Raw genomic sequence first — 22,455 nt, 5'->3', positions numbered from 1 at the left:
CTGGTTGCTCACTTCGGGATTCCATTGGCGCGGGCTGCGGCCGCGCTGCCTGCCTCGATGTCCGGCTCGACGTGGCAGTCGGCGCGCCGCACTTGCCCGACGAACTCGCGCATGCGGTCGCCGTCCTTGATGCCCGGCGACGCCTCGATGCCGCTGGACACATCCACGCCCCACGGCAGCGTGCGCAGGATCGCGTCGAACACGTTGTGGGTGCCGATGCCGCCGGCCAGGATCACCGGCTTGACCAGCCCCTCCGGGATCCGCGACCAGTCGAAGCCGCGGCCGCTGCCGCCGTCCGCGCCGTCGCCGTGGCTGTCGAACAGGAACGCCGCGGCACCGGGATAGCGCACCTGCAGCGCGACCGCATCATCCACCAGCGCGTTGCCCATGCCGATCGCCTTGACGTAAGGCACGCCGAAGCCGCGGCAGAACGCATCGTCCTCGTCGCCATGGAACTGCAGCAGCGTGGGCCGGACCTGCTTCATCACGTCGCGTACTTCTTCGGCATCGTTGTCGCGGAACACCGCGACCGCATCGACCAGCGGCGCCAGCGCCTGGCGCATCGCCCGCGCTTCGTTGGCATGGATCCGGCGGGGGCTGCCGTCGGCGAAGATGAAACCCACCGCGTCGGCGCCCAGTTCGCTGGCCAGGCGCACGTCACCGGCGCGGGTCATGCCGCAGAACTTGATGCGGGTGCGGAACAGGGTGCGGGACATGCGCGGGCGACGGGGAAAGACGGGCCCGATAGCGTAACCGCTCCAGCGCACCGGCGGCGTGCGACGGGGTGTGCCGCCGGGCGGATGCGTTCAGCCCGGCAGCGTCACTTCCTGCGGCAGGCCGCACTCGGCAGGATACAGCGGCCCGACGAACACCAGTCCGCCAGGCGGCGCGGTGGGGCCGGCGAGCGTGCGGTCGCGGCCGGCGAGCAGCTCCGCGATCCACTGTTCCGGGCGCTCGCCCTGCCCCACCAGCAGCAACGAACCGACGATGTTGCGCACCATGTGGTGCAGGAACGCGTTGGCCTGCACGTCGACATGCACATACTCGCCGTCGCGCGCGACCACGATCCGCTGCAGGTCGCGACGCGCGTGCGGCGCCTGGCAGTGGACGGTGCGGAAGGCGGAAAAATCCTGTTCGCCCAGCAGCGCCTGCGCCGCGCGATGCATCGCATCGGCGTCGAGCGGCTGGCGCACCCACGACAGGTACTGGCGGCCGAGCGCGGGCCGCATCGGGCGGTTCAGGATGGTGTAGCGGTAACGTCGCGCACGCGCCGAGAAACGCGCGCTGAAATCGCCGGTCACCGGCACGCACCAGCGCACGCAGACCTCCTGCGGCAAACGCGAGGTCGCGCCCAGCATCCAGCCACGCGGTTCGCGCGCCGCGTCGCTGTCGAAGTGCACGACCTGGCAGCGCGCATGCACGCCAGCGTCGGTGCGGCCGGCACAGATGGTCTCGACCTGCGCGTTGGCCACCGACGACAACGCCTGTTCCAGCAGTTGCTGCACGGTCGGCACGGCTTCGACGCCAGGCTTGCCCAGCCGCTGCCAGCCGAACAGGCCACTGCCGTCGTATTCGACGCCGAGCGCGTACCGCATGTGGCCCGCCGCCGGCAGGCTCAGACCAGCTCGCGCAGCAGCCGCGCCGCCTCGCCGCGCGCCGCGGCGTCGCCGCCGTCGGCCACTTCCTGCAGCAGCCCGCGCGCGGTGTCGACATCGCCCAGCTCGATATAGGCGCGCGCCAGCTCGATGCGATCGTGGCCGACGGGGGCCGGTTCCGCGGTTTCGGCCACCGCTTCATCCGCTGCGGGAGCGGCGGGTACAGGCGCAGGCGCGGGAACCGGCTGCGCATACACGGGAGCCGGTGTCGCCATCGAGGCCGGCGCTCCACCGGCATGCCAGGTGGGCGAGCCCGCGGCATCGGCATCCGCAGGTGCCGGAGAAGCAGAGGCAGCAGCAGCCTCGGGCTTCGCCGTCGTCGTCACCGGCGACGGAATGCCCGCGGCCAGCCGCGACGTGTCGAACACCGGGCGCTTCGGCTCGGTGGACCTGCGCCGCATCAGCAGCCACGCCAGCAGCGCCACCACCAGCAGCGCGCCGATCGCCCACGGCCAGACCGTTGCAGTGTCCTGGGCGGGCGCTGCCTGCTGCGCCTGCGTGCCCGCCTCGGCCTGGCGCGCGGCCAGCGCCTGCTGGGTCTCGGCCAGCTTGTTGTCCTTGAGCGCAATGAGTTGCTGCTGGTCAGCCTGCAGCTTCTCCAGCTCGGCCACGCGCGTCTTGAGATCCTGCACTTCGGCATCCCGCGCCGCCAGGGTTTCCTTGGTCTGTTGCAGTTCCTGCAGCATGTCGCCCTCGCCGCCGGCCTGGATGCCGGATCGTGTTCCTGCCTGCCGCGCGTCCTTGCCGGACGGCGGTACGATTTCGAGCCGCGCATCCGCGGTGCGTGCCTTGGCCGCCGCGTCATCCGCGGTACCGTCCGCTTCCGTCGCGCCGTCGGCGGCGACAGCCGCCGGCTGGCTGGCCGGCTTGCGCATCTCGCGCCACTGCCCGATCTGTTCGTGCACGATCGCCCGCGCCTCGCGCGCGTTGTACTGCGACAGCTCGGACGCGTTGGGCATGCGCAGCACCGCGCCGCTCTTGACCAGGTTGATGTTGCCCTTGATGAACGCCTCGGGATTGGCCCGCAGCAGCGCCAGCATCACCTGGTCCAGCGAATGGCCTTCGGCATCGACCGAGCGCGCGATCTTGCCGAGCGTGTCGCCCATCTTGACCGGCCCGTACTCACCCGGCGTCGCGGCCACCGGCTGCGCCCGCTGTTCGGCCTCCGCGGCCGGTGCGGGCGCGGGGGTGGGTTCGATCGCATTCGACGGCGGCGTCGCCTCGCTCGCGGGCTCCGCGGCCACCGGCGTCGCGGGCTGCGCGGCTTCCGGCGCTGTCGCGTCCTGCGGCTCGGGCACTGCAGCCGGCACCTGCGCGGCAGGTTCGCGGACGATGGCGTTGGTGGGCGCGGCGGTCGGCGCCTCGATCGGCGGCTGCGCCGGCGCGGACACCGTCCGCGGCGCATCGAGCAGCGCCGAGTATTCGCGGACCAGGCGCCCCTGGCCCCAGTCCACCTCGAGCAGGAACGTCAGCAGCGATTCGTCGACCGGGGCGGCGCTGGTGACCCGGATCACCGGCCTTCCCTGCGGATCCAGCGCGACGCTGAACTGCAGCCCGGTCACGGTGCCGCTGGGCGGCTCCAGGCCCACCCGCGCGAAGGTCTCCGGCGAGGCCAGCCGCACCTGCAGGTTTTCCAGTTCGCCCGGATCATTCGAAACGATGGCGATTTCCGCAAGCAGCGGTTCGCCGCGCTGCGACTTGACCGTGAGCTGGCCCAGCCCCAACGCGAACGCGGGCATCGCCAGCACGGTGAGTAGCACCGCCAGCAGCGGCAGCCACGCCTTGTGCAGTGTCCTGGTCACGCCTTTCCCCCGGTTCATGGCTCCGACTCTAGCCGCCGCACGCGTCGATCCGCAACGCTTCAGCCTTCACCGGCCACCAGTTCCGCGATCTGGACCGCGTTCAGCGCCGCGCCCTTGCGGATGTTGTCCGACACCACCCACAGGTTCAGGCCGCGCGCGTGCGACAGGTCGTCGCGAATGCGGCCGACGTAGACCGCGTCATTGCCCGAAGCGTGCGTGACCGGCGTCGGATAACCACCATCGACGTGCTCGTCGACCACTTCCACGCCCGGCGCCGCCTGCAGCAGCTGGCGCGCCTCGGCGGCGGTCAGCTTGTCGCGGGTCTCGATGTTCACCGCCTCGGAGTGGCCGTAGAACACCGGCACGCGGACCACGGTGGCGTTGATCCGGATGGTGTCGTCGCCGAGGATCTTGCGGGTCTCGTGGACCAGCTTCATCTCTTCGGTGGTATAGCCGTTGTCGGTGAAGTCGCCGCCATGCGGGATCACGTTGAAGGCGATCTGCACCGGATAGACCTCGGGCTCGACCGTCTGGAAGTTGAGCAGTCCGGCGGTCTGGCGGCCGAGCTCCTCCAGCGCCTTGCGGCCGGTGCCCGACACCGACTGGTAGGTGGCGACATTGATCCGCTCGATCCCGGCCTTGCGGTGGATCGGCGCCAGCGCGACCAGCAGTTGCATTGTCGAGCAGTTGGGGTTGGCGATGATGCCGCGCGGGCGGTCCTTCGCGGCCTCCGGATTGACCTCGCTCACCACCAGCGGCACGTCGGCGTCCTGGCGGAAGGCCGAGGAGTTGTCGATCACCACCGCGCCGGCCGCGGCGAACTTGGGCGCGTACTCCTTCGAGACCGCACCGCCGGCGGAAAACAGGGCGATGTCGACGCCGGCCGGGTCGAAGGTCGCCAGGTCCTGCACCACCAGTTCGCCGGTCCCGAAGTTCACCGTTCCACCGGCCGAGCGCTCGCTGGCCAGCGCCACCAGTTCGCCGACCGGGAACTTGCGCTCCTCGAGCACCGCCAGCATCACCTCGCCCACCGCGCCGGTGGCGCCCACCACCGCAACCTTGTACTGCCTGCTCATCGATTCTTCCTGCCGGCCCGCCGGGCCTGTTGTTGTCTTGCGAATGTGTTCTTGAATGTGACCTTGCAGGAGCGGCTTCAGCCGCAAGCTCTTCGGCCGGAGACTGGCGCGGGAAAAAGCTCGCGGCTGAAGCCGCTCCTGCAGATGGTTCTATTTCGGGGCGATCGCGCTCGGCGGTTTGCCCGCATTCGGGCCATAGCCCAGCGCCGCGACCAGATTATCCACCGCCAGCGCCACCATCGCGCGCCGCGTGGGCAGGCTGCCGCTGGCGATATGCGGCGTCAGCACCACGTTGCGGCAGGCCAGCAGGCGCGGATTGACCACGGGCTCGCCTTCGAACACGTCCAGCCCCGCCGCCGCCAGCCGTCCACTTTGCAATGCATCGGCCAGCGCGTCCTCGTCGACCAGCCCGCCGCGGGCGATGTTGGTCAAGGTCGCGGTCGGCTTCATCGCCGCCAGCGCGGCGGCGTCGATGAGGTGGTGGTTTGCGGGCACGTACGGCAGCACCAGCACCAGGTGGTCGGACTGCGCCAGCAGCGCATCGCGATCGACGTACCGCGCGCGGCATTCCCGTTCGACCGCCTCGGGCAGGCGGCTGCGATTGTGGTACAGCACCCGCATCCCGAAGCCGGCCGCGCGCCGGGCGATGCCCTGCCCGATCCGGCCCATGCCGAGGATGCCCAGCGTGCTGCCGTGCACCTCGGCCCCGAGCATCTTGTGGAAGCCCCAGCCCTGCCAGTGGCCGGCGCGCAGCCAGTGTTCGGCCTCGGTGATGCGGCGCGCGGCGGCCAGCATCAGCGCGAAGCCGAAGTCGGCCGTGGTTTCGGTCAGCACGTCGGGCGTGTTGGCCACGACGATGCCCCGCGCGTGCAATGCCGCCACGTCGAGGTTGTTGTAACCGACGCCCACGTTGGCGATCGCACGCAGGCGGGTCGCGCCGGCGATCTCGGCCGCGCCGATCCGGTCGTTGAGCGTCACCAGCGCGCCATCGGCATCGCGCAGCGCCGCGGCAATCGCTTCCGGCGCGTGGTCGGAGATGTCGGGCGTCGCGGCGACATCGAAGTACTCGTCCAGGCGCGCCACGATGTCGTCGAACAGCGGCTGCGAGACCCAGATCTTCGGCCGCGCGTCACTCACCGGCGTGGCCCGGGATGCGCGGCGCAACCTCGCCCACGTCGCCACACTGCGCGCGATGGCGCAGCGCCTGGTCCATCAGCACCAGCGCCAGCATCGCTTCGCAGATCGGCGTGGCACGGATGCCGACGCAGGGGTCATGGCGCCCGGTGGTGACGATCTCCAGCGCGTTGCCCTGCACGTCCACGCCTTCCACCGGCAGCCGCAAACTCGAGGTCGGCTTGAACGCCACCGAGCACACCACCTGCTGGCCGCTGGAAATCCCGCCGAGGATGCCGCCGGCATGATTGGAGCGGAAGCCGTCCGGTGCCATTGCGTCGCGATGTTCGCTGCCCTTCGAGGCAACCGAGGCGAAGCCGTCGCCGATCTCCACGCCCTTCACCGCATTGATCGACATCATCGCCGCGGCAAGCTCCGCATCGAGCTTGCCGTAGACCGGCTCGCCCCAGCCCGGCGGCACGCCGTCGGCGACGACGGTGACGCGCGCGCCGACCGAGTCACCGGACTTGCGCAGCGCATCCATGAACGCCTCGAGCTCTGCAACCTGCCCCGCGTCCGGCCAGAAGAACGGATTGCCTTCGACCGCGCGCCAGTCGTGCGTGCGCGGCACCACGTCGCCGATCTGCGCGAGATGGCCGCGCACGCGCACGCCATGGCGCTCCGCCAGCCACTTCTTCGCGATCACCGCCGCCGCCACGCGCATCGTGGTCTCGCGCGCGGACGAACGCCCGCCGCCGCGCGGGTCGCGGGTGCCGTACTTCTGCCAGTAGGTGTAGTCGGCGTGGCCGGGGCGGAACTGCTGCGCGATGCGGTCGTAATCCTTGCTGCGCGCATCGGTGTTGCGGATCAGCAGCGCGATCGGCGTGCCGGTGGTGCGGCCCTCGTACACGCCGGACAGGATCTCGACCGCATCGTCCTCGTGCCGCGCCGAGGTGTGGCGCGTGCGGCCGGTGGCGCGGCGCGCGAGGTCATGGGCGAAGTCGTCCGCCGCGATCGCGACGCCGGGTGGGCAGCCGTCCACCACGCAGCCGATCGCCGGCCCGTGCGACTCGCCGAAGGTGGTGATGCGGAACAGGTGGCCGAAGGTGTTCAAACGCATCGCCCCACGCTTGTCACTTCCCCTGGAAAAGGGGAATGAATCCGGGTGTCATGCAGCGTCGCGGCGCTCAAAACAGCGCGCCCGATGCCTCCGCCGGCCGCGGCTCGCGGGCAGCGGCCAGTTCGCGGATACGCGGGTGGTGGGCGATCAGCTCCGAGCACTCCACCGCGAAGATGCCCATCTGCCCGACCTTGAACTCGATCCACGCGAACTCGACGTCCGGCAGCAGCTTGACCAGCGCGCGTTCGGATTCGCCGACCTCGCAGATCAGCAGCCCGTCCTCGCTCAGGTGCAGCGGCGCGTCGCGCAGGATCCTGAGCACCAGGTCGAGGCCATCGTCGCCCGCGCGCAGGCCCATGTCCGGCTCGTAGGAGTATTCCTTCGGCAGTGCATCGGTCTCGTCGTTGGTGACGTAGGGCGGATTGGTCACGATCAGTTCGTAATGGCGGCCGGACAGGCCCGCGAACAGGTCGGACTTGAGCAGCTTCACGTTGTCGGCCTGCAGCCGCGCCTTGTTCTCGGCGGCCAGCGCCAGCGCGTCGTCGGACAGGTCCGCCCCGTCCACCTGCCAGTCCGGGTTGTAGTGCGCCATCGCGATGGCGATGCAGCCCGACCCGGTGCACAGGTCCAGCGCACGGCGCACCTCGCGCCCGCCCAGCCAGGGTTCGAAGCCGGCCTCGATCAGCTCGGCGATCGGCGAGCGCGGCACCAGGGCGCGCGTGTCGCTCTTGAAACTCAGGCCGGCGAACCAGGTCTCGCCGGTGAGGTAGGACGCCGGGATGCGCTCCTCGATCCGGCGCAGGAACAGCGCCAGCACCTCTTCTTTCTCCGCCAGCGTCACGTTGGCCTGCCCGTAGGCCGGACCGAGGTCGTGCGGCAGGTGCAGGGCGTGCAGGACCAGCTGGGTGGCCTCGTCGATCGCGTTGTCGTAGCTGTGGCCGAACGTCAGCCCCGCCGCATTGAAGCGGCTGGCGCCGTAGCGGATCAGGTCGATGATCGAGTGCAGTTCGTCGGTCATGGCGGCGCACGGGCACGGCAGGACAGCCGGGCCGGGAAGTATAACGGTGGCGCGGTTATCATTGCCGCACTTCAAGTATCGCGTGAAGAAGCGCCCTCGCCATGTTCAATCGCACCACCCTGATCGTCCTGGTCGTCGCCCTGGCCGCCGGCCTCGGCCTGCTGGCCTCGCAGAAGTTCTTCGCCGCGCCGGTGCCCGTGGGGCCGTCGATGCAGACGACCACGCTGTTCCCGCAGCCACGCGAGCTGCCCGCGTTCGCGCTGCGGCAGTCCGACGGCACCCAGATGGTGCCGGGCGAACTCAAGGGCCACTGGACCCTGGTGTTCCTGGGCTTCACCTACTGCCCCGACGTCTGCCCCACCACCCTGGCCGAACTGGCGCAGGCGCAGAAGCAGTGGGAGACCCTGCCCGAATCGACCCGCCCGCGGGTGCTGTTCGTCTCCGTCGACCCCGAGCGCGACGACCCCGACCGCATCGGCGAGTACGCCCACGCCTTCCACCGCGACACCCTCGCCGCGACCGCGGACGTGCCGGCACTGGAGAACTTCGCCCGCTCGCTGTCGCTGGTGTTCGCCAAGGTCCCCGCCGCCGACGGCGCCCCGCCCGACAGCTACACCATCGACCACTCGGCCACCCTCGCCGTGCTCGACCCGCAGGGCCGCATGGCCGGCATCATCCAGCCGCCCCTGCAGCCCAAGGCGATCGCCGCCGACCTGGCCGCACTGACGCAGGCCTCGTTCAAGTAGGCCCCGGCAATCGGCGAAGCAGCTGGCGGCGCCGACGCGTGCTCCTCGGGCAGGCCTGAGAAATTCGGGGAATGCCATTCCGGAAGCAGCGAGGAATCCCGAGGATTCAACAGCATGGATTGACCAGCCTCGCTGTTGTGAAGCGCCTCTCGCTACGCCCCAAATGACAACTGTCCATAGGTTCCCTGGACATCGTTGCCCTTCCCGCCTGCTCTTTCCGCCCCTCCCGCTCCATGGCGGAATGCCGGACAAGTGCACGCACCCATGCCGGGATCGAGCCCCCGCCTGCGGGAGAGGGGTTGGGGTGAGGGCCGCCCTTCGCTCCTGATCCTTGCCCCAACCGCAACCGCCTCTCACCTCCTGCGGCTTTTCGGATACAACACACCCATGAGCCTCGTCACCGCCCTCACCTACGTCCTCCCCCACCGCCTGCTTTCCACGCTGGCACGCCACCTGGCGTACTCCGACAATCCACGGCTCAAGCAATGGCTGATCGAAACGGTCACCCGCAAGTTCGGCGTCGACCTGTCCGAAGCCGCGCAGCCGGACCCGCAGGCGTATCCCACGTTCAACGCCTTCTTCACCCGCGCCCTGAAGCCCGGCGTGCGCACGCCCGACCCCGACCCGCGCGCCCTGCTGATGCCCGCCGACGGCCGCATCAGCCAGTGCGGTCGCATCGAAGACGGCCGCATCTTCCAGGCCAAGGGCCAGTCCTTCACCGCCGCCGAGCTGCTTGGCGACGAAGCGGCCGCCGAACCCTTCGCCAACGGCCTGTTCGCCACCGTCTACCTGTCGCCCAAGGACTACCACCGCGTGCACATGCCGTGGGCCGGCACCCTGCGCGAAACCGTGCATGTGCCCGGGCGCCTGTTCTCCGTAGGCCCGGACGCCGTGCGCAACGTCCCGCGCCTGTTCGCCCGCAACGAGCGCCTGGCCTGCCACTTCGACACCGATTTCGGCCCCATGGCCGTGGTGATGGTCGGCGCCCTGCTGGTCTCGGGCATCGAAACCGTGTGGAGCGGCGAAGAGGTCCCGGAATACGGCGATACGGTTACCGTCAAGGACTATCGCACCGGCGACGAGGGCGAACCGATCACGCTGGAGCGGTTCGAGGAGATGGCCCGGTTCAACTATGGATCGACGGTGATTGTGCTGTTGCCAGCGGGCGCCGCAGAACTAACGAGTGGATTGCTAGCAGAATCTCCAGTAACACTGGGACAGAAGCTAGCAATGCTCATCTGACACATGAATTAAGCCGGCCCCACGAAGCGAATTCGAACTGAGTGCGACGCGTGCTACCACTCCCCAGGCTTCCACTTAACGACATGATCCACACCTTTCAAGATCAGAACCTCGGTTAAGAGGATCAAAGGTGGTTCTTTAACACTCCAAGCTTCGTCTTTGATGCTGGTCAGCCTGATCTGCGGCAATGCAAGCATCCTCTTTCATGAACTTCACCCTCATGAATAATGTTTCGATCCTCTGCCATAAGATTTCCATGTTTACTCTCCATGCCGCACATCTTGTTTCCGAGCTACTTGGACAACTTTCACGATGAACTATCGCCAGTTGTACGGCAACGCACTGGTCTTTCGTGACGCATCGAAGCTCCCAGGGAAGTGTCACGTCAACTTTCAGAAGGCGTAAAAAAAGCCCCAGATGATCTGGGGCTTTTTTCTTCTTGTTAGTCTTCGATCTGCTCAGGCGGTCCAGACTCCGCCCCAAGCTCTGGCTTGGTCCGAGGCCGCCCCTTGAATCGAGCGCCAAGGCTGCTCCGCAAGCCTTCAAGCCCTTCATTCCTTCCCGCCACCTTCAGGAGCTTGTAACCCTGCAGTGCAGCACCAATAACATCGCTGCCCAGCGCAATCTCCGAGTCAATCATCCTGCTGACGAGACGTTTTAGTCGGATCAGGCGAGGACGCAGTTGATCGATCGCATCGAGATCAGCTCGTGCCTGAGCAATACTCAAGCTCTGCGGAATGACCTGTGGATTTTGCTCAAGCACGTCAATGGCGTTACGGCAGAACGACTCCGACTTACTGCCCATCTTAAAGATGGCGCGGCGTTGGTTTGGCTCCATTGCAATCAATCCAATGAAGATGGACTCCAGCTGCGTGATGGATTCATCGGCGGCACTCCATTGCGCGTCTTCGATAGCCAGAGAAATCAAATTTCTGTTCATTGTGATCTCCATATACGTGAAATTAGTTCAGCCTTCTTGCCGAACGGGACGATTCTCGAATGGACCGGCAACTTCCACAATCGGTAGTCGCTGCGTTCTTTCGTAGGGTTTGTCTTACCTGCGTTGTGATACGGCTTATTCCGCATACCGATATCGCCTGAGTCAGAGAATTCCTACTTGCTGGAACGCGGCTTTCTGACAAAACTGTTAGGGAACTCTGATTGCCGCCACCGAGTGAAGCGCGCAATCTAGTCGAGCGGCAAGACGAGGCACTTAAGCGAACTACTTGTTGCGCAATACCGTACCCACTTCAAGGAGGAAGCAGTGGTCAAGATAGACGAAGTTCAAGCGGGTTATATCGTCAAAGCAACCGGCTATACGCAGCTATTTCGCAACAAACTGAAGGCCATCCTTGCTGCACATGCAATGGCGCTCGCCGAGGCTGTGGAAGTTGGGGGACCGGTGGAGATCACATTCCCGGAAGGCTGGGGCGATCCAGTCGTCGTTTATGAACCGGATTTCTAAGTTACTGGCCTGACGCTCGCCACGGCCGCCCGCTCCACCGGAACACCAACAGGTACACGCCCACTGTCCAGGCCAACGCCGCCGCCCAGCCGGCGAGGATGTCGGACGGGTAATGCACGCCCAGGTACACGCGCGAGAGGCCGACCATCGGCACGAACACCGCCATGGCGGCGAGCACGGGCCAGCGCCAGCGGGTGGGCCAGGCCAGCAGCACGAGGGCGACGGCCAGGGTCATCGAGCCCATCGCGTGGCCGCTGGGGAAGCTGTAGTTGTGTTCCGGCGCGATCGATTGCCACAGGTTGGGGCGGTCGCGGGCGAAGGCCTGCTTGGCGGCGACGTTGAGCAGCGCCGAACCGCCGCCGGCGACGGCGGCGAACACGCTTTCGCGGTAGCGGCGGCGCAGCGCGAGCACCAGCACCAGGGCGATGTCGACCGGCACCACGCCGTACTCGTAGCCGAGTGCGGAGAACAGCAGGAACAGCTGGTCGAAGCCGGCGCGCGCCATGTCGTTGGCGGCCAGCAGGATCGGCACGTCGAAGGGGAAGCCTTCGGCTTCGCGCACTTCGTCGGCCAGTTCGGCGAATCCCCACAGCGGCAGCAGCAGGCCGGCGAACAGCAGCAGCAACCTCCCGCCGTGACGGCGCAGCAGCGAGGCACCGGTGCGGGCCTCCTCGCGCAGGGCGCGCGAGGGGCGCTCGATCCGTGGCTCAGGCCAGTTCGGCGGCACGGCCGTAGCGGCGTTCGACGTAGCCGTCGATCAACGCGACGAACTCGTGCGCGATGTTCTCGCCGCGCAGGGTCACGGCCTTCTGGCCGTCGATGAACACCGGGGCGGCGGGCGCCTCGCCGGTGCCGGGCAGCGAGATGCCGATGTCGGCGTGGCGCGATTCGCCGGGGCCGTTGACCACGCAACCCATCACCGCCAGCGTCAGGTGCTCGGCGCCGGGATGGGTGATCTTCCACTCGGGCATCTTCGCGCGCACGTGCTCCTGCACCACCTTGGCCAGTTCCTGGAAGAACTCCGACGTGGTGCGGCCACAGCCGGGGCATGCGGTGACCATCGGCGTGAATGCGCGCAGGCCCATCGTCTGCAGCAGTTCCTGCGCAACCACCACTTCCTGCGTGCGCGGCGCGCCGGGTTCGGGCGTGAGCGAGATGCGGATGGTGTCGCCGATGCCTTCCTGCATCAGCACCGCGAGCGCGGCGCTGGATGCGACGATGCCCTTGCTGCCGATGCCGGCCTCGGTGAGGCCCAGGTGCAGGGCGAAGTCGCTGCGCTGGGCGAGGTCACGATAGACGGCAATCAGCTCCTGCACGCCGCTGACCTTGCAGCTGAGGATGATGCGCTCGGCGGGCAGGCCCAGCGCGACCGCGCGCGCGGCCGAATCCAGCGCCGAGCGGATCAGCGCCTCGCGCAGCACGCGACCGGCGTCCCAGGGGTCGGCGCGCCGCGCGTTCTCGTCCATCAGTTCGGTGGCGAGCGACTGGTCGAGCGAACCCCAGTTGGCGCCGATGCGCACCGGCTTGCCGTACTGCAGCGCGAACTCGATCAGCTGTGCGAATTGGGTGTCGCGCTTCTTGCCGAAGCCGACGTTGCCGGGATTGATGCGGTACTTGGCCAGCGCCTGCGCGCAGGCCGGCTCGTTGGCGAGCAGCTGGTGGCCGTTGTAGTGGAAGTCGCCGATCACCGGCACGTCGATGCCCATCATCGCCAGCTTCTCGACGATGTGCGGCACGGCCGCGGCGGACTCGGGATTGTTGACGGTGACGCGGACCAGCTCGGAACCGGCGCGCCACAGGTCGGCGACCTGCTTCACCGTCGAGGCGACATGGGCAGTGTCGGTGTTGGTCATCGACTGCACCACCACCGGCGCGTCGCCGCCGACGAGGATGTTGCCGACGCGCACCTGGCGCGTGGCGCGGCGCGGCGCAGGGCCGAACGCCCAATCCGACAGGGGCTGGACGATGGCGCGGCTGGCGGCGGGGTCTGCGTTCATGCGCGCCATTTTAGTCGGTCTGGGTGTCGCCGGTGGCGGCAGCAACCGCGGCGTTGCCCGTCCGTTGGGCCAGTTGGGCCACTCCGCCATCGCGCCGTCCGCCCATCCAAAGGGCAAAGGCAGCGTCTCCGGCCGCGCGACGGACGCCGGGTATCCTGTGCCCATGTCCGCCCTCCCCGAGAACGTCCTCACCCCGACCCAGCTCAACGCGCTGGCGCGCAGCCTGCTGGAGGACGCATTTCCGCTGGTGCAGGTGGAGGGCGAGATCGGCAACCTGGCGCGGCCGGCGTCGGGGCACCTGTATCTCACGCTCAAGGACGCGCGCGCCCAGGTGCGCTGTGCGCTCTTCAAGCCCAAGAGCCAGTGGCTGAATTTCCAGCCGCGCGACGGCATGCGGGTGCTCGCACGCGGCCGGCTCACGCTGTACGAGGCGCGCGGCGACTACCAGCTGATCCTCGATTCGCTCGAGGAGGCCGGCGAAGGCGCGCTGCGGCGCGCGTTCGAGCAGCTCAAGGCGAAGCTGCAGGCCGAGGGCCTGTTCGATGCCGCACGCAAGCGCCCCCTGCCCGCCTACGTGCGCCGGCTTGGCGTGCTGACATCGCCATCCGGCGCCGCGGTGCGCGACGTGCTGAGCGTGCTGGCGCGCCGCTTACCGCTGCTGGAGGTGGAAGTGCTGCCGGTGCAGGTCCAGGGCGCCACCGCCGCGGCCCAGATCACGTCGATGCTGCAGCGGGCGGACGCCAGCGGCCGTTTCGATGCGCTGCTGCTGGCGCGGGGCGGTGGTTCGCTGGAAGACCTGTGGGCGTTCAACGACGAAGCGCTGGTGCGGGCGATCGCCGCGTCGACGGTACCGGTGGTGTCGGCGGTGGGACACGAGACTGACTTTACCCTCGCCGACTTCGCCGCCGACCTGCGCGCGCCGACCCCGTCGGTGGCCGCTGAACTGCTGGTGCCCGAGCGCGGCGATCTCGTCGCCCGCCTGCGTACGCTGCAACAGGGCTTGCAGGCCCACCACCTGCGGCGCCTGCGCGACGCCATGCAGCGCGCCGACCGCGCAGCCCTGCGGCTCAACGCGCTGCGCCCGCAGGCGCGCCTGCAGCAGCTGCGGGCGCGACAGCAGGTCGCGATGCAGCGGCTGGCCAGCACCTTCCGCGCGCAAGACGAACGCAGGCGCGCGCGCCTGCGCCATGCCGAAGCGGTGTTGCGCGCGATGGCGCCGAGGCGCCGGCTGATCGTGCTGCGCGAACGCCTGGCGACGCTGCAACCGCGTCCGCTGGCGGCGATTGCCCGGCACCTGCAGCGCGACGCACTTCGCCTGCGCGGGCTGGCGCGTTCGCTCGAAGCGGTCAGCCCGCTGGCCACCGTTGCACGCGGCTACGCGATCCTGCAGCACGAGGACGGGCGCGTGGTACGCGCGGTGGGTGACGCCGAGGCCGGCGACCGGCTGGATGCGCGACTGGCCGACGGCACGTTGCGCGTGCGCGTCGAGGGGGCTGGTTCTTCGTAGTCGCGATGCAAGAGCGGCTTTTGGGGAACGGCTCTTGTAGGAGCGGCTTCAGCCGCGAGATCTTGCCAAGGAGCCGCACCCGACGCCCGCAACCGGCAGGAATTCTGTTGGCTGGAAGAGCTCGCGGCTAAAGCCGCTCCTACAGGCCCGCCAAGCCGCTCCCATGCGATCGATCCCACGAGGCGTTAACGCCAGGCGCGGGATGCTGACGCAAAGGAGATCGCCATGCTCGACAAGACCTACCCCTATTACCTCGCCGGCAAGCCCGTCGCCGCCAATACCGATCTGGAAGTGTTCGACAAGTACTCCGGAAAGCGCGCGACACGCGTGGCATTTGCGGATGCGACTGCGGTGCGCAAGGCGATCGCGGCCGCGCACAAGGCGGCGCCGGCGATGGCGGCGTTCCCGCACGATGCGCGCCGCGACGTGCTCGAGCATTGCGTGGCGCGCTTCACGCAACGCCACGAGGAGCTCGCCCTGGCCCTGTGCATCGAGGCGGGCAAGCCGATCAAGGACGCCCGCGGCGAAGTCACGCGCCTGATCGACACCTTCCGCATCGCCGCCGGCGAAGCCACGTGCCTGGGCGGCGAGGTGATCGACATGGAAATCTCGAAGCGCACGCGCGGCTATCGCGGCATGGCCAAGCGGGTTCCGATCGGCCCCTGCGCCTTCATCACCCCGTTCAACTTCCCGCTCAACCTGGTGGCGCACAAGGTGGCGCCGGCGATTGCCGCCGGCTGCCCGTTTGTACTGAAACCTGCGGCAAAGACACCGGTCGGCGCGCTGATCATCGGCGCCGTACTGGCCGAGACCGACCTGCCGAAGGGCGCGTTCTCGATCCTGCCCTGCAGCAACGACGATGCCGGCCTGCTGGTCGAGGACGCGCGCATCAAGCTGCTCAGCTTCACCGGCGGCCTGGTCGGCTGGGACCTCAAGGCGCGCGCCGGCAAGAAGAAGGTGGTGCTGGAGCTTGGCGGCAACGCCGCGTGCATCGTCGACCAGGATCCCGGCGTTGACCTCGATGCCCTGGTCGAGCGCATCGTCTTCGGCGCCTACTACCAGTCCGGGCAGAGCTGCATCGGCGTGCAGCGCATCTTCGTCCATGCCGATGTCCATGTGGAGCTGCGTCGCAAGCTCAAGGCGGCGGTGGCGAAGCTGAAAATGGGCGACCCGCGCCTTGATACGACCTTCGTCGGCCCGATGATCGACGAGGACTCGGCAGAACGCGTCGAGTCATGGATCAGCGCGGCAAGGAAGGGCGGCGCGAAGCTGCTCGCCGGCGGCGAACGCAAGGGCAACATGCTGCCGGCAACCCTGCTGGAGAACGTGCCGCACGACGCCGACCTGTATCGCAAGGAGGCCTTCGGCCCGGTCGCCGGGATGGAAGCGTTCGACGACTTCGACGACGCGCTGGCACGCGTCAACGACAGCGATTTCGGCCTGCAGGCCGGCGTGTTCACCGGGCGGCTGTCGCATGCGATGCGGGCGTGGGACCGGCTCGAGGTCGGCGGCGTCGTCATCGGCGACGTGCCCAGCTTCCGCGTCGACAACATGCCCTACGGCGGGGTCAAGGATTCCGGCATCGGTCGCGAGGGCGTGCGCTATGCGATCGAGGACATGACGGAGCTGCGGTTGCTGGTGATCCGCGATCCTTGAACGCCCGGCCCCGCCCCACGTACCACGTGCGGCGGATCAGGCGCGGTGCCAGAGCGACAGGCCATAGAACGCCAGCGAGATCGCCACGTAGCCGAACTCCACCATCCGCCTGCGCCCGGCGTTGTCGCGCGAACGGGTGACGTCGAGCAGCAGTTGCCTGAGCAGGAACGTGTACAGCACGAAGTACAGCATCGGGACCGCGTGTATGTAGAACGGATAGTCGCCGGCGTCGCGACCGAACAGCGACAGGATCCAGCCGATCTGGCTGTAGATGCCGACGACCCCAAGCGCCGCGTTGATGAACATCCACTGGACCTGGTCGCGACCGAAGATCAGCAGGTAGAACACCACGTAGACCACGATCGCGATGCCGCCGTGCATGTACAGGAAGATCACGTCGCCGACGCCATAGGCCAGCAGGAAACCCGAGATGCCGAACATCAGCATGTGGAACAGGAAGAACGGATAGACGAAGACCTTCGGAAAGTTGCCTGCGGCCACCAGCGGCAGACTGGCTTTCGCACCCGCTTCCGCTGTCCCCTGTGCTGCCGGCTGACGCATCCGACTCCCCATTCCCGGCATTCCCCTGTTCTCGGCCCCTCGCCGGCCGGCATCGTACGCGATGGCGCGCGTCCCGGCGGCTGCCCGCCTGGACGGCGAATCCGGCGAATCCGGCGAATCTCCGTCAACCCCATTTCCGAGACTGGCCCGTTTGCCCCCGCAGCCAACCCCGGAGATGCCCACATGCAACGCCATGCCCTTGCTTCCGCACTGCTCTGCGCACTCGCCCTGTCCGCCTGCAGCACGGTGGGCAACGAACAGGAATCCGCCGCCGCAGGCCAGGCCGCGCCGCCTCCGCCCGTACCGCTTGCACCGCCGGCCGACATCGCACGGGAAGCCAAGGCCTCGCTGGCGCTCGATCGCGTCGAAGTAACCGGCGCGCGCGTCCAGGCTGCACCCGCAATGGTCTCCGACGCGTACGCGGCCATGCGCGCCCCGTCGCCGGTCGCCGCGAACTGGCAGCCGGCCAACACCGAGAAATACGCCGAACGCGACGACAACCCGATCCATCGCACCCGCGAGCAGCCGGTGTCGACGTTCTCCATCGACGTCGACACCGGCAGCTACGCCAACGTGCGCCGGATGCTGCACGACGGCACGCGCCCGCCGGCCGACGCGGTGCGCGCCGAAGAAATGATCAACTACTTCCGTTACGGCCACCCCACGCCCGCTTCGCTCGACGTGCCGTTCCGCGTGACCACCGAACTGGCGCCGGCGCCGTGGAACGGCAAGCGCCAGCTGCTGATGATCGGCATCAAGGGCTATGACGTGCCGAAGGCGACCCTGCCACCGGCCAACCTGGTGCTGCTGATCGATACGTCCGGCTCGATGAACACCCCGGACAAGCTGCCGCTGCTGAAGCAGTCGATGAAGCAGCTGGTCAACCAGTTGCGCCCGCAGGACCACGTGTCCATCGTCGTCTACGCGGGCTCAGCGGGGCTGGTGCTGCCGCCGACGCCCGGCGACCGCAGCGGCGAGATCCTCGCCGCGCTCGAGCGACTCGAAGCCGGCGGCTCCACCAACGGCGGCGATGGCATCCGCCTGGCCTATGCGATGGCGAAACAGGGCTACGTGCAGGGCGGCGTCAACCGCGTGATCCTCGCCACCGACGGCGACTTCAACGTGGGCACCGTCGACCAGGGCGCGCTGGAAACGCTGGTCGCCGACCAGCGCAAGGGCGGCATCGCGCTGACCACCCTCGGCTTCGGCCGCGGCAACTACAACGATGCGCTGGCCGAACAACTGGCCGACATCGGCGACGGCAACCACGCCTACATCGACAGCCTCGCCGAGGCGCGCAAGGTGCTGGTGCAGGAAATGGGTTCGACCCTGCTGACCATCGCCCGCGACGTCAAGATCCAGGTCGAGTTCAATCCCGCGCTGGTCGCGGAATATCGTCTGGTCGGCTACGAGAACCGGGTGCTGCGCAACGAGGACTTCGCCAACGACAAGGTCGATGCCGGCGACATCGGCGCCGGGCACGAGGTCACTGCGCTGTACGAGATCACGCCGGTTGGTTCCGGCGCCGAACAGCTGCCGGCGCTGCGCTACGGCGCCGCGTCCGCGCCATCCGGTGCACGCGCGGGCGAGGCACGCGCGGATGAAATCGCCCACCTGCGCCTGCGCTACAAGCGCCCCGGCGAGGATGCGAGCCGGCTGATCACCACGCCGATCGCGCAATCCTCGCTGCGGGCGACGCCCAGCGACACCCTGCGCTTCGCTGCGACCGTCGCCGCCTATGCCGACGCGCTGCGCGGCGGCAGCCGCATCGGCGACTGGGCATGGGACGACATCGTGCGCAGCGCTCGCCAGTTGCGGGGCGGCGATCCCCAGCGAGCAGAGTTCATCGGGCTGGTCGAAACCGCGCAGTCGCTTGTCGACGACGACCGACGCGAGACGGCGGTGGCGGACTAGTGAATCGGCGGGCGAAGGGCCGCGGCTGTTGCTTTGCTCGTCGCCCTTGACCTCCGGGGCCCCTCCGAAGCGGCGGAGACGGCGGGCCAAACCCCGCAGGGGCGCCGCACATGGATGTGCGGCGTTTTCCGCGAGGGCAGGATGCCCTCTCGGTAGTTCCCGCCGGCTCCGCGAACCCGGCACAACGTGCCGGGCGCGCAGGCGGAGTGTGTTTCTTTGCGCCAGGTTTCTTTGCACAAGCAAAGAAAGGTGGCTCGCGCCGTCACGGCGCGAAACGCCCTTGCCCCAGGCAAAAGCAATCATCACCACACCGCAAACATCGGAGCCGTGGACTCCAATCGCTCGCAACCCAAGCCACTGGGTGACCAGACGGTCGCCTGTTGAAAACCCCGCCTTCGCAGGAATGACGATCAAGAGCGGAATTGCCCAGGCCTATCGCAGCTGTGGCTCGCGCCTGGGCCGCGGAATGGCATACGCCTAGCGCAACTTGCGGGACGGCTCCCGCCCCGCATCATCACCATCGCTACCACGCAGCTCCGGCGACGGCTTTCCATAAAGGAATCCCTGCCCATATTCGCAGCCCAGCTGGCGCAGGATGTCGCGCTGCTCGGCAGTCTCGATGCCCTCGCCGATCGCGTCGATGCCCAGCGTCCCGGCGAGCGCGAGGATCGCACGCACCAGCGCCAGGCTTTCGGCATGCATCTCGCCGCCGAGGCCTGCAACGAAGCTCTGGTCGATCTTCAGCGCCTGGATCGGGAACCGGTGCAGGTAAGACAGCGCCGAGAACCCGGTGCCGAAATCGTCCAGCAGCGCCATCACGCCGCGGCTGCGCAGCACGTTGAGCATGCGCAGGATGCGCGGCGCGTCGTCGAGCAGCGCGACTTCGGTGATCTCGATCCGCAGGCGACGCGGATCGGCGCCAGCGTCGTCGAGCATCTGCAGCAGCCGCTCGGCGAACGTCTCGGCATGGAAGTGGCGCGGCGAGACGTTGATCGAGACGTAGCCGTGGTGGTGCCGGGTCATCCAGTCGAACACCCGGCGATACATCAGCCAGTCGACCTGCTCGATCAGTCCACTGTCCTCGCCCACGCCGATGAATTCGCCCGGCGGCAGCGGCCCGTGCAACTCGTGGTTCCAGCGCAGCAGCGCCTCGTGGCCCACCACCTCGCCATCGGCCAGGCGCACGATGCGCTGGAAATGCGGCTCGAAGGCATCGTTGAGGATCGCGCGGCGCAGGTCCGCTTCCAGGTCCAGCAGGCGCGTGGCCTCGGCGCGCATCTCCTCGTCGAACAGCGCGCTGCGGTCGCGGCCATGGGCCTTGGCGCGGTACATCGCGGCGTCGGCGTCGCGCAGCATGTCCTCGCCCTGCCGGTAGCGCGGCTCCCACAGCGCGATGCCGATGCTGGCCGAGGGGAACAGCTCGCGACCGGCGATCCACATGGGCTTGCCGAGCTCCTCCAGCAACGTGGCGGCCAGCGCCTCGGCGGCGGCGTGGCTGCCAACTTCCTCCACCAGCACGGCAAACTCGTCGCCACCCAGCCGCGCGACCAGCGTCTGCTCGCCCAGCGAGCGGGAGATGCGACGGCCGGCTTCGACCAGCATCTCGTCGCCGGCCGCATGCCCGGCGCTGTCGTTGACCAGCTTGAAACGATCCAGGTCGAGGAACAGCACGACGAAGCGCGCGCGCTGCGGGTCGCCCATCCGCGCGATCGCCGCGTCCAGCCGTTCGAGCAGCAGGACGCGGTTGGGCAGCCCGGTGAGGCTGTCATGGCGGGCCTGGTGGGTCAGCTGTTGCTCGGCGCGGACGCGTTCGCCGATCTGCGCGCGCAACTCGCGGTTGGCGTTTTCCAGCTCGCGGGTGCGCGCCTCGACGCGGAACTCGAGCTCCGCGTGCGCGGCCTTGAGGTGTTCCTGCGCGCGCTTGCGCGCCAGTGCGCCGTCGATGTGGTGGGCGACGAAGGTCAGCAGCGCCTGGTCGCGCGGCACGAAGCTCACCTCCGGCGTATAGCTCTGCACGACGATCGCGCCGACCACCACGTCCTCGCGCTTGAGTGGCACGCCGAGCCAGCAATGCGCCAGCGGCCCGAAGCTGCGCACCGCGCCGCTGGCTTCGAGCTCGGCGATGGTCGCGCGGTCGGCCAGCAGCGGCGTGCCGGAGGACAGCACGTACTCGGTCAGGCCCTTGGCGAGGTGGCGGGATTCCCGGGCGCGGTCGCGCTCGTCGACCGAGTACGGAAACTCGATGTGCTCGCCGTCGCCCGACAGCAGCGCGATGTAGAAGTTGCGCGCATACAGCAGCTCGTCGACGATCGAATGCACATCGGCATAAAAGCGCTCGAGGCTGCCGGCGGTCACCGACAGCTCGGTGATGCGATACAGGGCGCGCTGCAGCCGCTCGGCGCGCTGGCGTTCGACGATCTCCGCCTGCAGCACCAGGTTCGCCTGCTGCAGCTCGCGGGTGCGTTCGTCGACGCGGCGCTCGAGCTGTTCGCGCGCCTGGCGGCGGTCGAGCGCGGTCAGGATGTGCTGGGCCACGTATTCCAGCAGGGTGCGGTCTTCGTGCGTGTAGCGTGATGCCTGCAGGTAGCTCTGCACGACGATGGCGCCGCTGACGCGGCCCTCGCGCCGCATCGGCACGCCGAGCCAGTCGGCGCTGTCCGGGCCATGGTTCAGGTCGGGCATGACCCCGAGCTTGCGGCGGATATCCTCCGACGGCCCGAACAGCGGCTGCCCGTGCCGCAGCAGGGCCACGGTCAGGCTGTTGTCCATGGCGTCCAGGCGCAGTTCCTCGTCCGGATCGGCCACGTAGGGGTCGTGCTGGTCGGCGAAATACAGGAAGCGCAGCGTCTCGCGGACATCGTCGTAGAGCACGATGTAGAAGTTCTCGGCCGGCATCAGCCCGCCGACCACGTCGTGGATCCGGCCGAGCATGTCCTGCATCTCCAGCCCGGAACCGGCCAGGTCGGCGATCTCGTACAGCGCCTGCTGCAGGCGCTCGGATTTCTGCAGCGATTCGATCCGGGCCTGGGCCTGGGTGGCGGCGAGCGTGGCGCCGATCGTGCGACGCGCGAGTTCGAGCCAGGCCCTGCGCGAGTCCGGTGCCAGCGGCTGCGACAGGTCCGCGGCCAGCGCGATGCGCGTGCCGGCGTCGTTCCAGGCATCGATGATCCCGGCATCGACCTGGCCGGGCGCGAAATGTTCGAGCGAATCGCGGGCGCGGGCGATCAGGACATGCGGCGCATCCTCGGTGTGCGAGAGCCCGCCGTCGATGCGTACGTCGCTCCACGCCACCGCGAGCCTGGATCCGGCAGGCAGCGTCGCGGCCAGCAGTTCGGCGAGCCCGGAGGCACCCCCTTCCGGCACTGCGGTTCTCGTTGTCTGCACCAAGGTTCGCATGCCGCTGTTTCCCCGCCCGCCATCATTCAGGATATCGGGCGCTTTTTCCATCGCCGGCAACCCCGGCCCGCGCCCATGGTCGTTTGTTTTCGGCATGAATGGTGGTCCGACATGAACGCAGTGGCGATCCGGTGCAGCCCGCCCGCGCGGCCGGGGCCGGTGCCGGGCTTTTCCCGCGCGACGGCAG

18 protein-coding genes are annotated in these 22,455 nt (G+C 68.4%); 6 read left to right on the top strand and 12 right to left on the bottom strand.

Features of this window, described 5'->3' with window-relative positions:
- Positions 1-8 precede the first annotated feature (8 nt).
- The 7 genes from ACTJIL_RS03945 to prmB all read right to left on the bottom strand — a co-directional run bounded on the left by ACTJIL_RS03945 (position 9) and on the right by prmB (position 7,784).
- Positions 9-716 carry a phosphoribosylanthranilate isomerase gene (locus tag ACTJIL_RS03945; RefSeq protein WP_440754289.1) on the bottom strand — a complete coding sequence of 236 codons (708 nt, stop codon included), beginning with the start codon at positions 714-716 and terminating at the stop codon, positions 9-11.
- A gap of 90 nt (positions 717-806) precedes the next feature.
- Positions 807-1,595 (bottom strand): tRNA pseudouridine(38-40) synthase TruA, encoded by a 789-nt coding sequence (gene truA / locus ACTJIL_RS03940; RefSeq protein ID WP_440754288.1) that lies wholly within the window; start codon positions 1,593-1,595, stop codon positions 807-809.
- A 20-nt stretch (positions 1,596-1,615) separates the two neighbouring features.
- Positions 1,616-3,457: a type IV pilus assembly protein FimV gene (locus tag ACTJIL_RS03935; RefSeq protein WP_440754287.1), complete on the bottom strand. Its 1,842-nt coding sequence runs from the start codon at positions 3,455-3,457 to the stop codon at positions 1,616-1,618.
- A 59-nt stretch (positions 3,458-3,516) separates the two neighbouring features.
- A complete protein-coding gene (locus tag ACTJIL_RS03930) occupies positions 3,517-4,533 on the bottom strand; it encodes an aspartate-semialdehyde dehydrogenase (protein ID WP_440754286.1) in 1,017 nt (338 codons plus the stop codon).
- Between the two features lie 150 nt (positions 4,534-4,683).
- Positions 4,684-5,670, bottom strand: a complete 987-nt coding sequence (locus tag ACTJIL_RS03925; protein WP_440754285.1) for a 2-hydroxyacid dehydrogenase — start codon at positions 5,668-5,670, stop codon at positions 4,684-4,686.
- Entirely contained in the window at positions 5,663-6,766 is a 1,104-nt protein-coding gene (gene aroC, locus ACTJIL_RS03920; protein WP_440754284.1) for a chorismate synthase, read from the bottom strand. The genes ACTJIL_RS03925 and aroC overlap by 8 nt, the downstream gene beginning before the upstream one ends.
- A 67-nt stretch (positions 6,767-6,833) precedes the next feature.
- Entirely contained in the window at positions 6,834-7,784 is a 951-nt protein-coding gene (prmB, locus tag ACTJIL_RS03915) for a 50S ribosomal protein L3 N(5)-glutamine methyltransferase (RefSeq protein WP_440754283.1), read from the bottom strand.
- A 101-nt stretch (positions 7,785-7,885) separates the two neighbouring features.
- Here prmB and ACTJIL_RS03910 point away from each other — a divergent pair, with 101 nt between their 5' ends.
- The gene (locus tag ACTJIL_RS03910) at positions 7,886-8,530 is read left to right on the top strand and encodes an SCO family protein (protein ID WP_440754282.1); all 645 of its coding nucleotides are present in this window, start codon (positions 7,886-7,888) and stop codon (positions 8,528-8,530) included.
- Positions 8,531-8,917: 387 nt separating this feature from the next.
- Positions 8,918-9,772: an archaetidylserine decarboxylase gene (gene asd, locus ACTJIL_RS03905; protein WP_440754281.1), complete on the top strand. Its 855-nt coding sequence runs from the start codon at positions 8,918-8,920 to the stop codon at positions 9,770-9,772.
- A gap of 442 nt (positions 9,773-10,214) precedes the next feature.
- Here the strand turns inward: asd and ACTJIL_RS03900 are convergent, their stop codons facing one another.
- Complete coding sequence (locus tag ACTJIL_RS03900) at positions 10,215-10,712, bottom strand: hypothetical protein (RefSeq protein WP_440754280.1); 498 nt, start codon at positions 10,710-10,712, stop codon at positions 10,215-10,217.
- A gap of 324 nt (positions 10,713-11,036) precedes the next feature.
- On the opposite strand from ACTJIL_RS03900, the gene ACTJIL_RS03895 reads away from it, so the two are divergent.
- Complete coding sequence (locus ACTJIL_RS03895; RefSeq protein WP_440754279.1) at positions 11,037-11,237, top strand: hypothetical protein; 201 nt, start codon at positions 11,037-11,039, stop codon at positions 11,235-11,237.
- A gap of 1 nt (position 11,238) precedes the next feature.
- Here the strand turns inward: ACTJIL_RS03895 and ACTJIL_RS03890 are convergent, their stop codons facing one another.
- On the bottom strand, positions 11,239-11,916 hold the full coding sequence (locus ACTJIL_RS03890; protein ID WP_440755835.1) for a phosphatase PAP2 family protein: 678 nt from the start codon (positions 11,914-11,916) through the stop codon (positions 11,239-11,241).
- Positions 11,917-11,944: 28 nt separating this feature from the next.
- Positions 11,945-13,234 carry a flavodoxin-dependent (E)-4-hydroxy-3-methylbut-2-enyl-diphosphate synthase gene (ispG, locus tag ACTJIL_RS03885; protein WP_440754278.1) on the bottom strand — a complete coding sequence of 430 codons (1,290 nt, stop codon included), beginning with the start codon at positions 13,232-13,234 and terminating at the stop codon, positions 11,945-11,947.
- 163 nt (positions 13,235-13,397) lie between these two features.
- Here ispG and xseA point away from each other — a divergent pair, with 163 nt between their 5' ends.
- Both xseA and ACTJIL_RS03875 read left to right on the top strand, forming a co-directional pair.
- Positions 13,398-14,741, top strand: a complete 1,344-nt coding sequence (gene xseA / locus ACTJIL_RS03880) for an exodeoxyribonuclease VII large subunit (RefSeq protein WP_440754277.1) — start codon at positions 13,398-13,400, stop codon at positions 14,739-14,741.
- Positions 14,742-14,966: 225 nt separating this feature from the next.
- On the top strand, positions 14,967-16,397 hold the full coding sequence (locus ACTJIL_RS03875; protein WP_440754276.1) for an aldehyde dehydrogenase family protein: 1,431 nt from the start codon (positions 14,967-14,969) through the stop codon (positions 16,395-16,397).
- Between the two features lie 36 nt (positions 16,398-16,433).
- Here the strand turns inward: ACTJIL_RS03875 and ACTJIL_RS03870 are convergent, their stop codons facing one another.
- Positions 16,434-16,898, bottom strand: a complete 465-nt coding sequence (locus ACTJIL_RS03870; protein WP_440754275.1) for a hypothetical protein — start codon at positions 16,896-16,898, stop codon at positions 16,434-16,436.
- Between the two features lie 243 nt (positions 16,899-17,141).
- On the opposite strand from ACTJIL_RS03870, the gene ACTJIL_RS03865 reads away from it, so the two are divergent.
- The gene (locus tag ACTJIL_RS03865) at positions 17,142-18,872 is read left to right on the top strand and encodes a vWA domain-containing protein (RefSeq protein ID WP_440754274.1); all 1,731 of its coding nucleotides are present in this window, start codon (positions 17,142-17,144) and stop codon (positions 18,870-18,872) included.
- Between the two features lie 477 nt (positions 18,873-19,349).
- On the opposite strand, the gene ACTJIL_RS03860 is transcribed toward ACTJIL_RS03865, so the two are convergent.
- Positions 19,350-22,268 (bottom strand): EAL domain-containing protein, encoded by a 2,919-nt coding sequence (locus ACTJIL_RS03860; RefSeq protein WP_440754273.1) that lies wholly within the window; start codon positions 22,266-22,268, stop codon positions 19,350-19,352.
- Positions 22,269-22,455 lie beyond the last annotated feature (187 nt).

The organism is Luteimonas sp. 22616, assembly GCF_052044325.1.
In the GTDB taxonomy this organism is placed as follows: Bacteria; Pseudomonadota; Gammaproteobacteria; order Xanthomonadales; family Xanthomonadaceae; genus Luteimonas.
The sequence above is the reverse complement of the archived record's forward strand: the minus strand, read 5'-3'. Positions and strand labels throughout refer to the sequence as shown.